The 17244-nt window shown below is 69.8% G+C and carries 11 protein-coding genes and 1 other RNA gene; 6 read left to right on the forward strand and 6 right to left on the reverse strand.

Annotation, left to right across the window (positions count from 1 at the left end; genetic code table 11):
- The first annotated feature begins 4 nt into the window (after positions 1-4).
- Positions 5-1414, forward strand: coding sequence for a phosphate regulon sensor histidine kinase PhoR (gene phoR, locus AC3A6J_RS05345; protein WP_487858873.1), 1410 nt, complete (start codon positions 5-7; stop codon positions 1412-1414).
- Here the strand turns inward: phoR and AC3A6J_RS05350 are convergent.
- The 3 genes from AC3A6J_RS05350 to AC3A6J_RS05360 form a co-directional block, all read right to left on the reverse strand.
- Positions 1344-2699, reverse strand: a complete 1356-nt coding sequence (locus AC3A6J_RS05350; protein WP_487858874.1) for an MATE family efflux transporter — start codon at positions 2697-2699, stop codon at positions 1344-1346. The genes phoR and AC3A6J_RS05350 overlap by 71 nt on opposite strands.
- Positions 2696-4447: a hypothetical protein gene (locus AC3A6J_RS05355; protein ID WP_487858875.1), complete on the reverse strand. Its 1752-nt coding sequence runs from the start codon at positions 4445-4447 to the stop codon at positions 2696-2698. Before AC3A6J_RS05355 ends, AC3A6J_RS05350 begins: the two co-directional genes overlap by 4 nt.
- 81 nt (positions 4448-4528) lie before the next feature.
- A complete protein-coding gene (locus AC3A6J_RS05360) occupies positions 4529-4798 on the reverse strand; it encodes a type B 50S ribosomal protein L31 (protein WP_487858876.1) in 270 nt (89 codons plus the stop codon).
- 172 nt (positions 4799-4970) lie between these two features.
- Between AC3A6J_RS05360 and AC3A6J_RS05365 the strand changes: the two genes are divergently transcribed.
- Positions 4971-6029 (forward strand): oxidoreductase, encoded by a 1059-nt coding sequence (locus tag AC3A6J_RS05365; RefSeq protein WP_487858877.1) that lies wholly within the window; start codon positions 4971-4973, stop codon positions 6027-6029.
- A 48-nt stretch (positions 6030-6077) separates the two neighbouring features.
- On the opposite strand, the gene rho is transcribed toward AC3A6J_RS05365, so the two are convergent.
- Both rho and trxA read right to left on the reverse strand, forming a co-directional pair.
- Entirely contained in the window at positions 6078-7343 is a 1266-nt protein-coding gene (rho, locus tag AC3A6J_RS05370) for a transcription termination factor Rho (protein ID WP_487858878.1), read from the reverse strand.
- 180 nt (positions 7344-7523) lie between these two features.
- Positions 7524-7856, reverse strand: coding sequence for a thioredoxin TrxA (gene trxA, locus AC3A6J_RS05375; protein ID WP_280816965.1), 333 nt, complete (start codon positions 7854-7856; stop codon positions 7524-7526).
- 168 nt (positions 7857-8024) lie between these two features.
- On the opposite strand from trxA, the gene AC3A6J_RS05380 reads away from it, so the two are divergent.
- Genes AC3A6J_RS05380 through AC3A6J_RS05390 form a run of 3 tightly spaced genes read left to right on the forward strand, consistent with a single transcriptional unit; the run spans position 8025 to position 15108 of the window.
- A complete protein-coding gene (locus AC3A6J_RS05380) occupies positions 8025-10604 on the forward strand; it encodes a PD-(D/E)XK nuclease family protein (RefSeq protein ID WP_487858879.1) in 2580 nt (859 codons plus the stop codon).
- Positions 10601-13870 (forward strand): UvrD-helicase domain-containing protein, encoded by a 3270-nt coding sequence (locus AC3A6J_RS05385; protein ID WP_487858880.1) that lies wholly within the window; start codon positions 10601-10603, stop codon positions 13868-13870. The genes AC3A6J_RS05380 and AC3A6J_RS05385 overlap by 4 nt, the downstream gene beginning before the upstream one ends.
- Positions 13867-15108: a TIGR03862 family flavoprotein gene (locus AC3A6J_RS05390; protein ID WP_487858881.1), complete on the forward strand. Its 1242-nt coding sequence runs from the start codon at positions 13867-13869 to the stop codon at positions 15106-15108. Before AC3A6J_RS05385 ends, AC3A6J_RS05390 begins: the two co-directional genes overlap by 4 nt.
- 24 nt (positions 15109-15132) lie before the next feature.
- Here AC3A6J_RS05390 and ffs read toward each other — a convergent pair.
- An RNA gene (ffs, locus tag AC3A6J_RS05395) (signal recognition particle sRNA small type) lies at positions 15133-15229 on the reverse strand.
- Between the two features lie 117 nt (positions 15230-15346).
- Here ffs and dnaX point away from each other — a divergent pair.
- The gene (gene dnaX / locus AC3A6J_RS05400) at positions 15347-17188 is read left to right on the forward strand and encodes a DNA polymerase III subunit gamma/tau (RefSeq protein ID WP_487858882.1); all 1842 of its coding nucleotides are present in this window, start codon (positions 15347-15349) and stop codon (positions 17186-17188) included.
- Positions 17189-17244: the final 56 nt, after the last annotated feature.

Below are 17244 nucleotides of genomic sequence, written 5' to 3' on the forward strand. Positions count from 1 at the left end.
CGCCATGCCGTTTCGCATTGCCACGTTTCTGCTCGCGTCCCTCCTGGTCGGGGCGGGTGTCGGCGCGATTCTCGGCTGGAAGTACTGGTGGCTCGGCGCCTGGCTGGGCGCGGTGCTGTGGCTCGGGCTCGACGCCTGGCGCGCAGAACGACTGCTGCGGGTGCTGCGCAACGATGCCGCCGGCCTGCCCACGCGCGGCCCGGGGGTCTGGGGCGAACTGGCGGAGCGCATCCGCAAGCTGCTGCGCGAGCGCGAGCAGCAGACCCGGCAGGCTGAAGAACGGCTACAGGAGTTCCTTGCGGCGATCCAGGCTTCGCCCAATGGCGTGATCCTGCTCGACGAGCAGGGCCGCATCGAGTGGTGCAACCAGACGGCCGCCGGCCAGTTCGGCATCAACGCCGAGCGCGACCTGCTGCAACACCTGGCGAACCTGGTGCGCGACCCGGCTTTCGTCGCCTACCTGGCCTCGTGGAACTACAGCCGCGACGTGGTGATCGATGCCTCGGGGGCCGGGCCCGCGCAGCAGCGCAGCCACTCGATCCGGCTGTCGGTGCAGGTGCATCCCTATGCGGGCAACCGCCGCATGCTGCTCACGCGCGACATCACCGCGCTCGAACAGGCCGAGGCGATGCGGCGCGATTTCGTGGCCAACGTCTCGCACGAGATCCGCACGCCACTCACGGTGCTCGCGGGCTTCGTCGAGACGCTGCAGAACCTGCCGCTCGACGCCGAGGAGCGCGCGAGGTACCTCGCACTCATGAGCCAGCAATCTCACCGCATGGAAACGCTGGTGAATGACCTGCTGACGCTGTCGCGCCTCGAAGGCAGCGCGCCGCCTTCGGGCAGCCAATGGGTCCGCATGCGCGCCTTGTTCGCGCAGTGCGAGGACGAAGGGCGCGGTTTGTCGGGCCGGCTCGCGCCGCTCGGGCACCGGCTCTCGTTCGAGCTCGGTGCGGAATCCGAGATCTCGGGTGCGCCGACGGAGCTGCAGAGCGCGATGTCGAACCTGCTGACCAATGCCATCCGCTACACCCCCGGCGGCGGCGAAGTGGCGGTGAGCTGGCGGCTGCTGCCCGACGGGCGCGGCGAATACGCGGTGCGCGATACCGGGCCCGGCATCGCGGCCGAGCACCTCCCGCGCCTGACCGAGCGCTTCTACCGCATCGACCGCAGCCGCTCGCGCGAGACCGGCGGCACCGGCCTGGGCCTTGCGATCGTCAAGCACATCGCACAGCGGCACGGGGCCGAACTGCGCATCGAAAGCACCGTGGGCAAGGGCTCGCGTTTTGCGCTGGTGTTTCCCGCCAGCCGGGTGCGCGAGGCGCGGCTGCTGGCGAAATCGCCTACGAGCCCATCGGGCCCATCGAGCGCCGCATCGTCCAGCGCAGCAGCGCGCCGAACAACAACGCCGTGACCGCGAGCGCACCCGCGCTCATGAGCCAGAACGCCAGCGGCGACTGCATGGCGGGCCACGGACCGAGGCCCCGGTAGGCCAGCAGGTAGCTGCCGCCGAGCCCGACACCCCAGAGCAGCGTGCAGTAGATGGCGAGCGGCATGAAGGTGACGCGGTAGCTTCGCAGCACGAACACGCACAGTGTCTGCAGCGCATCGGCGAAATGGTAGGCCGCCACCACCAGCAGCAGCGACGCGGCCAGCGCGGCCACGGCGGGGTTGTCGGAATACACCTGCGCCAGCTTGAAGCGCAGCGCCACCATCGCGCCCGCGAAGAACAGCGCGCACAGGGCGGTGAGTTCGAAGCCGAGGCGGCAGGCGCGGCGCGCCCGGTGCGCCTGCCCGGCGCCGAGCCAGAAGCTCACCCGCGCGCTGGTCGCGATGGCCAGCGAGAGCGGCACCATGTAGGCTACGGCCAGCAGGTTCGACGCGATCTGGTGTGCCGCTGCCGCCGCGGTGCCCAGCCGTGCAATGAACAGCGCCATCAGCGTGAACGAGGTCACTTCCACCAGCACCGCGAGGCCGCCGGGAATGCCCAGGCGCGCGAACTGGCGGATCTGCTGCCAGTCGGGCCGCTCGATGCGCTCCCAGAGCTGGTAGCCGCGGTAGAAGCTGCTGCTGCGCAACAACCACGCTGCGCATCCGAGCATCGCCCAGTTCACGAACAGCGTGGCCCAGGCGCAGCCCACCAGGCCCATCGCGGGCAGACCGGCGCCGCCGAAAGTGAACCAGACCGAGAGCGGCAGCTTCACGGCCAGCGAGCCGATCTGCAGCCAGGTCACGACCTGCGGCTTGCCGAGGCTCTGGCTGAGCGTGCTGAACAGGCGGAACAGCAGCGCCGGCGGCAGCGCGAACGCGAGCACCGCCAGGTACGCTTCCACCACGGCGCGCATCGCGGGCGGCACCTGGGTCCATTGCAGCACCGCACCGGGAAAGAGCAGCACCGCCATGCCCACGGCGATGGCGATGGCCGCCAGGTAGAGCGACTGCCGCACCGAGCGGCCGACCTCGCTGGGACGGCCAGCGCCGTGGAGTTCGGCCCACACCGGCAGCAGGGCCTGCAGCACGCCCATGAGCGACACGAACACGCTGATGAAGATCGCCGAGCCCACCGACAGCGCGGCGAGCGCGCCTTCGGCATAGCGGCCGGCGACGATGGTGTCGGTCACGCCGAACGCCATCACCGCCAACTGGCCGACCAGCACCGTGCCGGCGTGCCGTGCGATCAGACCGCGTTCGCCGATCACTGGGCGGGCGCGATCTTCTGGTAGAGCAGCAGGTCGTCGCTCGCGCTGCTGGGGCGCCGCAGGGTGCCGCTGAACCGCCACTGCTCCAGCGGCACGATGGTGTGCAGCCGGGTGATGACGTCGGGGCTCACGAGCAGCCAGGGGCAGTCGGTGCCGAGCAGCAGCGGGCGCAGGTTGAAATGACCGTGGTGCCTGAGCGCCGCGATGTGCGCGCGGCTGAGCGCCAGCTCGGCCACGCAGACCGGCTGACCGACGCGCTCGGTCACCGCGCGCACCTGCGGCACATAGCTGCGCGCGTAGTCGATCGAAGGCAGCCACAGCGTCATCAGCAGCATCCAGCACAGGGCGGTGCCGCCGGCCGGCAGCACCAGCGTCTTCCAGAGTGCCGCGCGGTGGCGCCCGGTGCGCCAGCGCACCAGCCAGCACCACGCGATGGTGGCAGCCAGCGCCAGCACGAACGGAACGAGCGCGAACTCGGGCACGAAGCCGGGCACCAGCCGCGACACGCTCGCCGCGGGCTTGGGCGGCACGCCGGTCTGCATGGCGATCCAGTAGATCCAGCCGAGCACGGCGAGGCCGCTGAAGAACAGCACGTTGAACCAGTCGATCAGCGCGGCAGCGCTGCGCCTGAAGGTCGGTAGCGCAAAGGCCGCGAGCGTGGCGAAAGCCGGCAGCGCCAGCAGCAGCGAGCGGTCGGAGTAGCTCGTGGTCAGGGTGGCGGCCAATGGCACCAGCGCGAACCAGAAGGGCAGCGCCACGTGGCGCGCGGTGAGTTGGCGGCGCCAGCGCCAGAGCGTCCAGAGGGCCAGCGGCCAGACCGGCCAGGTGAACCAGACCAGCAGCTTGGCATGGCTGCGCAGGTCGCCGAGCACCGATGCGCTGTTGGAATGATCGCCCGGCAACTCGATCTTCCATTGCAGCAGCCCCAGCCCCACGGCCAGCGCCGCCGCCGCAAGCGAGACGCCGGCTGTCGCCGCGAGCGCGCCACGCGTGTAGCCGGGGCTTTCGTCATCGTCGGCGTAGGTCGGCGCGGTCTTGCGCGCGGTGCGCCGTTCGTAGGCCATGAACAGCGCGCTGCCCGCCGCCAGCGCCAGGCCGATCGTGGGGCCGCCGCTCAATGTCATGCCGACGGTGCCGACGACGAGCGCGATCGTCGGCCCAACCCGGCGGTACGGCAGCGCGGCGACGCCGTAGAACAGGTGCGATGCGAAATACAGCTGCGCCAGGGCCGGCGTGGTTTCGTGGCCGAGCTGCGCCAGGCCCAGGCAGGCGATCAGCGCGAGCAGGCCGCCGTCGGCAATGGCGCGTGCGTAGTCGGTCGGCCGTGCTTCGCCGCCGAAGGCGAAGGCCACAGGCTGGGCGCGCGACGTGCGGGCCAGGTAGTAGACGGCGTACCAGGTGGCGGTGAAGGTGCCCCAGAGCATCAGCGCGAAGACGAAGCGCACCGCGAAGTCGGGGTGCACCCACGCGGGCGCGATCTTGATGGCCCAGGCGCCGATCCAGTAGGGGATCAGCGCCGGCGTCTCGGGCCGCAGGCCGAGCAGCATGGGATCGAACCAGCGCGCGATGCCTTCGGTGCTGGCGGCGAGTTCGGCCATGTAGCCGAAGGCCGAGATGTCCGCGCTCTTCCAGGGGCCGCGCCCGACGAGGCCCGGCAGCAGGTAGGCGGCGCACAGCAGCAGCAGCGCCACGCGCGGCAACCGGCGCACGGCGCTCTGGGCAACGATCGCAGGAGTGGGCTGGTTCACGTACGAAGTAGGGCGGCAGTCGTCGACAAGAAAAAGGGCAGCGCGGTAAACCGGGCTGCCCTCGATGCGAAAGCGCGTGCCTTACTTGGAAGCAGCGCCAGTGGTCTTGCCGAAGCGGTTGCGGAACTTCTCGACGCGACCGCCCATGTTGTCGACCGACTTCTGCGTGCCGGTGTAGAAGGGGTGCGATTCGCTCGTGGTGTCGAGCTTGAACAGCGGCAGTTCGCGGCCGTCGTCGGCCTTGGCCATTTCCTTGGTGTTCGCGCACGAACGGGTCACGAACTTGAAGCCGTTCGACATGTCGACGAACAGGATTTCGCGGTAGTTCGGGTGAATGCCTTCTTTTGCCATGGTATTTCCTTTGGGGTCGATGCGAGAGCCACAAGACGCCTGGGCCGGCACACGCCGGGTCGACGACCGTTCCGTCGAGCTTGACGGAATCGCAGGGCAAGACGCCCGGCTGCACTTTTCGCGGAGCCAGCGATTATCGCATACTGGGCGCTTTCAGCGGAAGACGCCCCAGATGACCTCCAGAATGCTGCGCGCCGGCCTCGTCGGCTACGGTTTCGCCGGCCAGACCTTTCATGCGCCCGTGCTCTCGGCCGTGCCGGGGCTCGAACTGGTGGCGGTGGCGAGTTCGCAGCCGCACAAGGTCCAGGCCGACTGGCCCGGCGTGGCCGTGGTGCCCGACGTGGCGGCGCTTGCCGCGCGCGCGGACATCGACCTGGTGGTGGTGGCCACGCCGAATGCCCAGCACCATCCCGTCGCCCGGACGGCGCTCGAGGCCGGCAAGCACGTCGTGGTGGACAAACCCTTCACGCTCGATGTGGCCGAAGCGCGCGACCTCGCATCGTTGGCGGAGCGCAACAACCTGGTCCTGTCGGTCTACCAGAACCGGCGCTTCGACGCCGACTTCCTCACGCTCAAGGACCTGCTCGCCGCCGGCGAACTCGGCCGACCGGTCTACTTCGAATCGCACTTCGATCGTTTCCGTCCCGAGGTCAGGGCGCGCTGGCGTGAACAGGCGGTGCCCGGCGCCGGCCTCTGGGTCGACCTGGGTGCGCACCTAATCGACCAGGCGGTGCAGCTGTTCGGCCGCCCGGACACGCTCCAGCTCGACACGGCCGCGCTGCGGGACGGCGCCGTGGTCGAGGATTACTTCCATGCGGTGCTGCGCTACGAGGCGGGGCCGCATGCGCCGTTGCGCGTGGTGCTGCACGCCACCACGCTCGCGGCCCATGCCGCGCCGCGCTACATCGTGCACGGCACGCGTGGGACCTTCGTCAAGCATGGCGTGGACACGCAGGAAGACGCGCTGCGCGCCGGCCAGCGTCCGCCGGGTGAGGATTGGGGCGCCGACCCGCTCGACGGCGAACTCACGGTGCCCGGTGCCGATGGCATCGCGCGCATGCGCAGGGTGCCGACACGGCCCGGCAACTATGCCGACTACTATGCTGCGGTGCGCGACGCGATCCTCGGCCACGGCCCCAACCCCGTTCCGCCCGAAGAAGCCGTCGCGCTCATGGAGCTGCTGGCGCTCGGCACGCGCAGTGCCGCCGAGGGCCGGGCGCTGCGCACCTGAAAGAAAAATGCCCGCGAGCAGCGGGCATTCTTCCGGGGCAGCGAGCAGCTAGCCGCCGCGACGCATCATGTCGAAGAACTCGACATTGGTCTTCGTCGCCTTCATGTTCTTGAGCATCAGCTCCATCGACTCGATCTCGTCCATGTTGTACATGAGCTGGCGCAGGATGCGGGTCTTCTGCAGGATCTCGGGAGCCAGCAGCAGCTCTTCGCGGCGCGTGCCGCTGCGGTTGAGCTGGATCGAGGGGAACACGCGCTTTTCGTAGAGGCGGCGGTCGAGGTGGATTTCGGAGTTGCCGGTGCCCTTGAACTCCTCGAAGATCACTTCGTCCATGCGGCTGCCGGTGTCGATCAGCGCGGTGCCGATGATGGTCAGCGAGCCGCCTTCTTCCACGTTGCGCGCCGCGCCCAGGAAGCGCTTGGGGCGCTGCAGCGCGTTGGAGTCGACACCGCCGGTGAGCACCTTGCCCGACGAGGGCACGACGTTGTTGTAGGCACGGGCAAGGCGGGTGATCGAGTCGAGCAGGATCACGACGTCCTTCTTGAGCTCGACCAGGCGCTTGGCGCGCTCGATGACCATTTCGGCCACGTGCACGTGGCGCGCCGCGGGTTCGTCGAAGGTCGACGCGATGACTTCGCCCTTGACGGTGCGCTGCATCTCAGTCACTTCTTCGGGCCGCTCGTCCACCAGCAGCACCATCATGTGCACTTCGGGATAGTTGGCGCTGATCGCGTGGGCGATGTGCTGCATCATCACCGTCTTGCCGCTCTTGGGCGGCGCCACGAGCAGGGCGCGCTGGCCCTTGCCGATGGGGGCGATGATGTCGATGACGCGGCCGGTGATGTTCTCTTCGCTCTTGATGCCGTCGCGCTCGAGCTTCATCTGCACCTTGGGGAACAGCGGCGTCAGGTTCTCGAACATCACCTTGTGCTTGTTCTGCTCGGGCGGACCGTCGTTGACCTTGTCGAGCTTGGTCAGCGCGAAGTAGCGCTCGCCGTCCTTGGGCGTGCGCACCTCGCCTTCGATCATGTCGCCGGTGTGCAGGTTGAAGCGGCGCACCTGGCTCGGCGAGATGTAGATGTCGTCGGTGCTGGCGGTGAAGCTGGTGTCGGGGCTGCGCAGAAAGCCGAAGCCGTCGGGCAGGATTTCGAGCACACCGTCGGCGAAGACCTGCTCGCCGGCCTTGGCGCGTTTCTTGATGATCGCGAACATCAGCTCCTGCTTGCGCATGCGGCCGACGTTTTCGATTTCAAGAGCCTCGGCTTGCTTGAGGACTTCAGACACGTGGAGTGCCTTGAGTTCGTTTAAGTGCATGGAATGACCCCTCGCGGGGTAATCGATCGAACAAACGGGGGGAGGTTTGATGTGCGGCGAGAGTTGCCGCACAAACCGGGGAATTCGACCGGACCTGAATGATCCGGTGATCTGCGGGAGATTATGACAGGAAAAAAAGCGCAAGGGCCAGCGCGTTGCGCGCTGGCCGCCTGAAATGCATCAGGCGAGTTGCTGGTCGATGAACGCGGTGAGCTGTGCCTTGCTCATGGCGCCGACCTTGGTGGCGGCCAGCTGGCCGTCCTTGAACAGCATCAGCGTGGGGATGCCGCGGATGCCGAATTTGGCCGGGATGTCGCGGTTCTCGTCGACGTTCATCTTCGCGATCTGCAGCTTGCCTTCGTAGGCGGTCGAGACTTCGTCGAGGATCGGGGCGATCATCTTGCACGGGCCGCACCATTCGGCCCAGTAGTCGACCAGCACGGGCTGGCTGGACTTGAGCACGTCGGCTTCGAACGAGGAATCGGAGATGTGTTTGATCAGGTCGCTGGCCATGGATGTGTCCTTGTGCGCGGAGAGGTTTCGGTGCAGCTAAAGTGCTGGTCATTGTGACAGAAACCAAGGGGCGGCGTGGCTGGCGGAACGCTATCGCGCCGATAGCAAAAGCCCTTGGTGCGACGCTCTTCCCACGCTTTCCCCACGCTTCAAACCCCCCGAGAGAACATGAACGAAGGACACCCCGTCCAGGCCCTGTGGTGCGACCCCGCCGACGGCGTGATCGCGCGCATTGCGCGCGTCGTCGCCGAGCGCGAGCTGCATGCGGCGCGCACGGTGGTGCTGGTGCCTTATGCGCAGCTCATGGGCGTGGCGCACGCGATGTGGTCGCGCTGCGGCCATGCCGGCTTTGCGCCCCGCTTCGAGACCACACGCAACTGGGCGCGCAGCCTCGAGGGCTTCCTGCCCACCGGCTACGACATCGCTTTCGACATGGCGCGCGATCTCGTCACCGCCCAGGCGCTGCTGTCACAGGCCGGCTTTGCCGCCGAGCGTTTCGCGCTGGCGGGGCGCGTGGTCGAGCTGGCCTACCAGCTCGCACCGCTCGCGGCCGCGGCATCGCCCGAGGCGCGCGGCGGCGAATGGGCGCAGCGCGCGGCGCGCGTGGCCGAAGCGGGCAGCGAGTCGGAGTGGTTCCGCCTCGAGAGCGCGCTGGTCCGCGTGGCCGTGGCCTGGGCGGCCAATTCGGGCTACGCCACCGACGTGCTGCTGCGCGACGGCGTGCGCACGCAGGTCGATGCGCTGATCGCGCTCGAGGGCTTCCAAACCGATCCGCTGACGCAGACGCTGTGCGCGCTCTGGGGCGACCGCGCGGTCCATCTGTCGCTGGTGCCCGCGGCGTCTGCGGCCAGGGCGGTGGGCGCGCATGTGGCCACCGATGCCGAGGACGAGGCCCAACTCGCGGCCGCCTGCGTGCTGCGGCACCTGGCCGAGGGCCGCGAGCCCGTCGCGCTGATCGCGACCGACCGCGCGCTCACGCGCCGCATCGGCGCGCAGTTGCAGGCCCGCGGCGTGGTGGCGCACGACGAGACCGGATGGAAGCTGTCCACCACGCGCGCCGCCGCTGCCCTGATGAGCGCGCTGCGCGCCTGCGCGCACGATGCCGGCAGCGACGCTGTGCTCGAATGGCTCAAGAGCGGCGCCGATGGCGATGCGATGGCCGTGCAGGCGCTCGAGGCGCGGCTGCGGCGCGAAGGCGTGCGCGAATGGTCGGCCTGGTGCGCGCAGGTGGCGCGCAGCGAGAAGCCGCAGGACGTGGCCTTGCTCGCGTTCACCGAAGGCATCGAAGGCCGCCGCATGGCCATGGCCCGGGCGCGGCCGCTGGCCGACTGGCTGCGCGCGCTGCGCGAGCTGCTCGACGCCGGTGGCCAGTGGGCGCCGCTCGCGGCCGACATGGCCGGCGCCAAGGTGATCGCCGCGCTCTGGCTCGATGCCGACGCGCACGGCGAAGAGGGCGATTTTCCGGGCGGACGCCACACGCTCGCCGAGTTCACCGCCTGGGTCCGCGACGTGCTGGAAGACGCGAGCTTCGTGCCGCCCGCGGGCAGCGAGCTGCCGCAGGTCGTGGTGCTGCCGCTGCACCAGCTGCTGGGCCGCACCTTCGCCGCCGTGGTGATCCCCGGCTGCGACGACCGGCGCCTGCCCGCATCGCCCGAACCACCCGGCAACTGGAGCGCCGCGCAGCGCGCCGAGCTGGGGCTCGCCGCGCGCGAGACGCTCGAGGCTGCGCAGCGCTCGGCCTGGGCCGCGGCGCTGTGCAATCCCTGCTGCGAAGTGCTCTGGCGCCAGTCGGACGCCAGCGGCGAACCGGTCCGCCCGAGTCCGCTGGTGCAGGCGCTGCAGCTCGACCATGCGCTGCAGCCTGGCGACGATCCGCGCCTGCCGCGCGACGTCGCGCTCGACCCGACCCCGTGTCCGACACCCTCGGGCGCGCTGTTGCCGCTCAAGAACATCTCGACCAGCGTCTACGAAGACCTGCGCCGCTGTCCGTACCGCTTCTTCGCCTTGCGCCAGCTGGGACTGCGCAGTGCCGACGAGCTCGACGCCGAAATCGACAAGCGCGACTTCGGCAACTGGCTGCATGCGGTGCTGGGCCATTTCCATGACGCGCTCAAGACCGCGCCCACCAGCGAGCTGCCGGAACGCGTGGCGCTGATCACCGCAGCGTCGGAACGCGCCACGCGCGAGTTCGCGCTCTCGGACGCCGAGTTCCTGCCGTTCGCCGCGGCCTGGCCGGCGGTGCGCGACGGCTATCTTCAATGGCTGGCAGGCCACGAGGCGAGCGGCGCGGTGTTCGACGAATCCGAGCCCTGGAAGGAACTGCCGCTCGGCAACCTGCAACTCGTCGGCCGGCTCGACCGCATCGACCGGATGCCCGGCGGCCAGGCCTTCGTGATCGACTACAAGACCGAGTCGGCCGCGGTCACCAAGGAACGCGTGAAGGACCCGGCCGAGGACACGCAGCTCGCGTTCTATGCGGCACTGCTGGCCGACGACACGCTGCGCGCGGCCTACGTCAATGTCGGCGAGAAATCGTCGGGCACGCAGACGGTCGAGCAGCCGCTCGTCGGGCCGGCGCGCGACGTGCTCGTGGCCGGCATCCTCGACGACTTCACGCGCATCGCCGGGGGCGCGCCGCTGCCGCCGCTGGGGGAGGGCGCCGTGTGCGAGTACTGCGCGGCGCGCGGCCTGTGCCGCAAGGACTTCTGGGCCGATGCGGCGCCCATCGTTGCGGGAGGCAAGGCATGAACGGCGCCGCCTACGAACACAACGGCCGCCACGTCACGCGCGAGGCGTTCTACACCGTCGCCTGCGATCCGCGGCGCTCCGTCGCGGTCGAGGCCTGCGCCGGTGCGGGCAAGACCTGGATGCTGGTCTCGCGCATCCTGCGCGCGCTGCTCGAAGAGGGCGAGTCGGCCTGCGAGCCGCACGAGATCCTCGCGATCACCTTCACCAAGAAGGCGGCCGGGGAAATGCGCGAGCGGCTCGACCAGTGGCTCGAACAGTTCGCCGAGCGCAACCCCGAGGAGCTGATGCGCGAACTCGTGGTCCGCGGTGTAGCGCCCGATGCCGCGCTGGCCGCCGTGCCGCGCCTGCAAGGCCTCTACCGGCGCCTGCTCGAAGGCGGCCGGCCGGTGCAGTTCCGAACCTTCCATGCCTGGTTTGCGGGCCTGCTGCGCAATGCGCCGCTCGCGGTGCTGCGCGAACTCGGGCTGCCCGCGAACTACGAACTGCTCGAGGACGATGCCGAGGCGCGTGCACGCACCTGGCGTCCGTTCTTCGAAGCCGTGACGGCCGACCGGCAGGCATTGGCCGACTATTACGCCGTGGTCGCGACCTATGGCCGCTCGCAGACCGCCAAGGCGCTCGGCGAGGCCCTCACGCGACGCGTCGAGTTCTCGCTGGCCGACCCCGCCGCGGCGGTGGAGCCTTTCGGCGTGCGATTTTCATCGCTCGCGGGACTCGACGAGCCGACCGACGCGCTGCGCGGCGAGTCGGCCCGGCGGCGCTGGCTCGACCGCGCCGCCGCGCTCGGCCGCGAGGCCAACAAGACGCCGCAGAAGGCGGCCGAGGCGATCATCGACGTGTTCGGCACCGGCGAGCCGGCGCGCGATTCGCTCGCGGCCGCGCTGTCGCACCTGCGCAAGAACTTCTTCGTCGCGACCGAAGACCGCCTCAACAAGAACCTGCAGAAATTCCCCGCCGCGCAGGAGGCCGAAGCCGAACTGCAGACGCTCTGCGCCGCGCAGGCGCAGCATGCGGCCTGGCTCTACCAGCAGCGCATGACGCGGCTCACGCGGCTGCTGGTGGCGGCCTTCGCCGACGTCAAGCGCGCCCACGGCTGGGTCGACATGAACGACGTCGAGCAGGCCGCGCAACTGCTGCTGGGCCAGTCGGCGCTCTCGGGCTGGGTGCAGGAGCGGCTCGATGCGCACGTGGCGCACCTGCTCATCGACGAATTCCAGGACACCAACCCGCTGCAGTGGCAGGCGCTCTACGGCTGGCTCAGCGCCTACACCGGCGCCGGCGGCAGCGCGCCGCGCGTCTTCATCGTCGGCGACCCGAAGCAGAGCATCTACCGCTTCCGCCGTGCCGAGCCACAGGTGTTCATCGCCGCGAAGAAGTTCGTGCGCGAGGGCCTGGGCGGCGAGCTGCTCAACTGCGACCACACGCACCGCAACGCGCGCAAGATCGTCGGGTTGGTCAATCAGGCCATGCTCGTCGCGCAGGATGCAGGCGAGTTCGATGGCTACCGCGCGCACACCACCGAACGCCAGGACGAAGGCGAGCTGCTCAAGCTACCGCCCATCGAACGCGATGCGCTCGAATCAGCCATGGCCCAAGCCGGGCTACCGCCCGACGAAGGCATGCTGCATTGGCGCGACAGCCTCGTCACGCCGCGCGTGCTGCCCGAGGAGCAATTGCTGCAGAAGGAATGCGAGCAGGCCGCGCGCTGGATCGCGCAGTGCATTGCCGACGGCACCGCGCCGCGGCAGATCATGGTGCTCGCGCGCCGGCGCAGCCGGCTCGCGGCCATGCAGGACGCGCTGCGCAGCCTTCACATCCCCGTGCAGCAGCCCGAGAAGAACGAACTGCACGACGCGCCCGAGGTGCAGGACGTGGTGGCGCTGATCGATGCGCTGGTCTCGCCCGCGCACGACCTCTCGCTGGCGCGCGCGCTCAAGTCGCCGCTTTTCGGCATCGGTGACGACGCGCTCGTGCAGCTGGCGCTGCGGCAGCGCGAGTTGCCGTCGGTGAGCTGGTTCGGACTGTTGCAGAAGGGCGAGAACCTGCCGCCGGCGCTGGTCGAGGCCGGCATCCGGCTCAAGCGCTGGCAGCGCTGGCTCGTGAACCTGCCGCCGCACGATGCGCTCGATGCGATCTTCCACGACGGCGACGTGCTGGCGCGCTTCGGCGCCGCCATGCCGCCGGCCATGCGGCAGGGCGCGCTCGCCAACCTGCGCGGCCTGCTCGCGGCCTCGCTCGAGATCGATGGCGCACGCTTCACCACGCCGTATGCACTGGTGCGTGCGCTGCGCGCGGGCGGCGTCAGGGCGCCCTCGGTGGCCGCGCCCGACGCGGTGCAACTGCTCACGGTGCATGGCGCCAAGGGCCTCGAAGCCGACACCGTGCTCATGCTCGACTGCGACGCGCCGCCGTCGCGTGCGCAGACCATGGGCGTGCTCGTCGAATGGAAGGGCAGCGACAGTGCGCCCACACGCTTCGTGTTCCTCGCGAGCGAAAAGACGCCGCCCGGCTGTGCCGCCACGCTGCTCGACGAGGAACAGCGGGCGCGCCACCGCGAGGAGCTCAACGGCCTCTACGTGGCCACCACGCGCGCGCGGGAGCGGCTGGTGCTGTCGTCGGTGCGCCCGGCGCGCGCCAACGAGGGCAGCTGGTGGACGCGGCTCGCGCCGGCCTGCACGCACGTCGAGGCCGACGAGCCGGTCGCCGCGCTGCCGCTCGAGACGCCGACGGGCAGCTTCGTGCTGAAGCAACTGCCGCTGCTGCCAGCCGGGCTTTCCGCGCCGGCAGCCGCCAGGAAGGCAGCGGCCGCCACGGCCGATGCGCGCGCTGCCGCGTTCGGGCAAGCCATGCACCGCCTGCTCGAATGGGCCGTGCCGGGCGAGGCGCTGCCGGCTGCGCATGTGCGTGCCGTGGCGCGCGAATTCATGCTCGAGCCGCAACAGGCACGCGGCGCGGCCGTGCTGGCCGAACGCATCCGCGCGGGAGCCGGCGCCTGGGTGTGGGACGATCGGAGGATCGACTGGCACGGCAACGAGGTCACGCTCGTGCACGAAGGCGAAACCCTGCGCATCGACCGACTCGTGCGCGAGCGCGACAGCGGCGCCTGGTGGATCCTCGACTACAAGTCGGCCGCGCGTCCCGAGCGGGATGCGCTGCTGATCGCACAGATGCAGCGCTACCGCGCGGCAGTGCAACATGCCTATCCTGGTGCCACGGTGCGCGTCGCGTTCCTCACCGGGCAGGGCGAACTGGTGAATCTCGAATGACTGTTTCTCCCACCGTCGCCGTCATTGGCGGCGGACCCGCCGGCCTCATGGCGGCCGAAGTCCTGAGCGCTTCCGGCGCACAGGTGCACCTGTACGACGCCATGCCCTCGGTGGGCCGCAAGTTCCTGCTGGCCGGCCGGGGCGGGCTGAACCTCACGCACTCGGAGCCCTTCGAGGTGTTCGTGACGCGCTTCGGCGAACGGCGCGCGCAGCTCGAACCGATGCTCGCGGCTTTCGGTCCGCAGCAGGTGCGCGAATGGGCGGCCGGGCTTGGCATCGACACTTTCGTCGGTACCTCGGGCCGGGTGTTCCCGAGCGACATGAAGGCGGCGCCGCTGCTGCGCGCGTGGCTGCACCGCTTGCGCGCGGCGGGGGTGCAGTTCCACATGCGGCATCGCTGGGGGGGTGAGGGGGCATTCGATGCGAACGCGTTGCGCTTTGCCACGCCCGCTGGCGAGGTCATGGCCAAGGCGGATGCCGTGGTGTTGGCGCTGGGCGGCGCGAGCTGGGCCCGCCTGGGTTCCGACGGCGCGTGGGCACCGTGGCTGCAGGCACAGGGCGTGGCGGTGGCGCCGCTGCTGCCCGCCAACTGCGGCTTCGACGGCGCAGGCTGGAGCGAACATTTTTCGAGCCGCTTCGCGGGGCAGCCCTTCAAGTCGGTCGCGATCGCTTTCTCCGACAGTCAGGGGCGCCACTTCGCCCGCAGGGGCGAGTTCGTCGCCACGGCCACGGGCATCGAAGGCAGCCTGGTCTATGCGGCGTCGGCGCTCCTGCGCGACGAGATCGCCGCGAACGGCAGTGCGACGTTGCTGCTCGACTTGCTCCCCGACCGCAGCGCCGAGCAGGTGCTCGCCGCGGTGAAGCATCCGCGCGGCGCGCGTTCGTTGAGCAGCCACCTCAAGAGTCGTCTCGGCATCGAAGGCACCAAGTCGGGCGTGTTGCACGAAGTGCTGAGCAAGGAAGCGATGCAGAACCCGGTGCAGCTCGCAGCCACCATCAAGGCGGTGCCGCTGAAGCTGGTCGCGACCCGGCCGGTCGACGAGGCGATCAGCACTGCCGGCGGTGTGCGCTTCGATGCGCTCGATCCGGCGCTGATGGCGACGGCATTGCCCGGTGTGTTCGCGGCAGGGGAAATGCTCGACTGGGAGGCGCCGACCGGCGGCTATCTGCTGACCGCGTCGATGGCGAGCGGGGCGGCCGCGGCGCGTGGCGCGCTGCGTTTCGTTTCACTCGCGTGAGTGATGAAACGAGCGGCTGAAGAAGTTGACGAGCCTTACCCCTGGCACTGACTACGCAGTTAGGGCTGCTTGGTTCCCCACCTGACCCGGTTGGCCACTTCACCATGCAGGGAGGCCCGTCAGGGTCGATTCTAACCGCGTGAACTTGCCCCCGCCGCGAGGGCGTGAATGCGATTTCGGTGGCACCGTGCGGTAACAAGCGTGAAGTCGCCGGTCCGCGGCTTTTAGAATGCCCCCAATGTCCTATCTCGTGCTCGCTCGCAAGTTCCGTCCCAAAACCTTCGGTGAGATGGTCGGCCAGGGGCACGTGGTGCAGGCGCTCGAGAACGCGCTGACCACGCAGCGCCTGCACCACGCCTATCTCTTCACCGGCACGCGCGGCGTGGGCAAGACCACGGTGTCGCGCATCCTGGCCAAGTCGCTCAACTGCCAGGGGCCGGACGGGCAGGGCGGGATCACGGCCACGCCCTGCGGCGTGTGCCAGGCCTGCAAGGACATCGACTCGGGTCGCTTCGTCGATTACACCGAACTCGACGCGGCCTCGAACCGCGGCGTGGACGAGGTGCAGTCGCTGCTCGAGCAGGCGGTCTACAAGCCGGTGCAGGGGCGCTTCAAGGTCTTCATGATCGACGAAGTGCACATGCTCACCAACACCGCGTTCAACGCGATGCTGAAGACGCTCGAGGAGCCGCCCGAATACCTCAAGTTCGTGCTCGCGACCACCGATCCGCAGAAGGTGCCGGTCACGGTGCTGTCGCGCTGCCTGCAGTTCAACCTGCGACCGATGGCGCCCGAGACGGTGCTCGAACACCTCACGAGCGTGCTGCAGACCGAGCAGGTGCCGGCCGAACCGCAGGCGCTGCGCCTGCTGGCGCGCGCCGCGCGCGGATCGATGCGCGATGCGCTCTCGCTGACCGACCAGGCGATCGCCTTCGGCAATGGCGAGCTGGTCGAAGCCGGCGTGCGCCAGATGCTCGGCAGCGTGGACCGAGGCCATGTGTTCAAGCTGATCGAGGCGCTGGCGCTGGGCGACGGCCGGACGGTGGTCGACACCTCGGAGGCGTTGCGCGTCGACGGCATGTCGGCGGCTTCGACGCTCGAGGAAATGACGGCGGTGCTGCAGGCCATGGCGGTGCTGCAGGCGGTGCCCTCGCGCGCCGAAGCGGCCACCGATGCCACCGATCCCGACGCGGTCGACACCGCGCGCCTTGCGGCCCTGATGCCGGCCGACGAAACGCAGCTGCTCTACAGCCTCTGCCTGCACGGCCGCGGCGAGCTTGGCCTGGCGCCCGACGAGTACGCCGCCCTCACGATGGTGTTGCTGCGCTTGCTGGCGTTCAAGCCGTCAGCGGGCGCTGCCGCCACCCCGGGCCCTTCGGCCTCCGCGGAAAAAAAAACTCTGAATGACGCCCCGCGCGCGGCTGCGGCCCCCGTGGCTGCACCGCCGCTGCGCCAGATCGCCGATGCCCCGGCGCCCGTGCCGCCGCCCGCTGGCACCCCGGCGGTGCAGCGCCTGACGGTGGTCAGCGAGCCGGTCCGGCGCCACGAACCCCGGCCGCCGGTGCCCGCAGGGGCGGTGCCGGTGGAGGGCGAGGCCAAGGTGGTCGCAGTGCCGATGCGCGTGCAGCCGCCGCCGGGCCAGCGCGACGTGCCGCGGCCCGAGGCGCAGCGCGGCCCCGCGGCGCCGATCCCGCCGAGCGAGGACGGCGACTTCTGGCATGCCACGGTCACGCAGATGGTGGCGGCCGAAAGCATCAGCGCGCTCGCACGCGAACTCGCGCTGCAGTCGCAGCTCGTGGCGCGCGACGTGGACCAGTGGATACTGCGCGTCGAACGCGAACTGCTCAACCAGCCGTCGGCGCGCGAGAAGCTCACCGATGCGCTGGCCGCGCTCGGGCACGGCGTGAAGCTCGCGATCGAGATCGGCGCCGTGGTCGACAGCCCCGCACGCCGCAACAAGCAGGCCGCCGACGAGCGGCAGCGGGTCGCCGAAGAGGCCATCCGCAACGACCCCGAGGTGCAGATGCTGATGCGCGAATTCGATGCGAAGATCGTGCCCGGAACGCTCAAGCCGGCCTGACCCGGCCGCATCGGCGCACGACGCACCGGGCGCTCACTCACTTATCCTTTCTTCAT

This window comes from Variovorax sp. Soil_C_39, assembly GCF_057656815.1.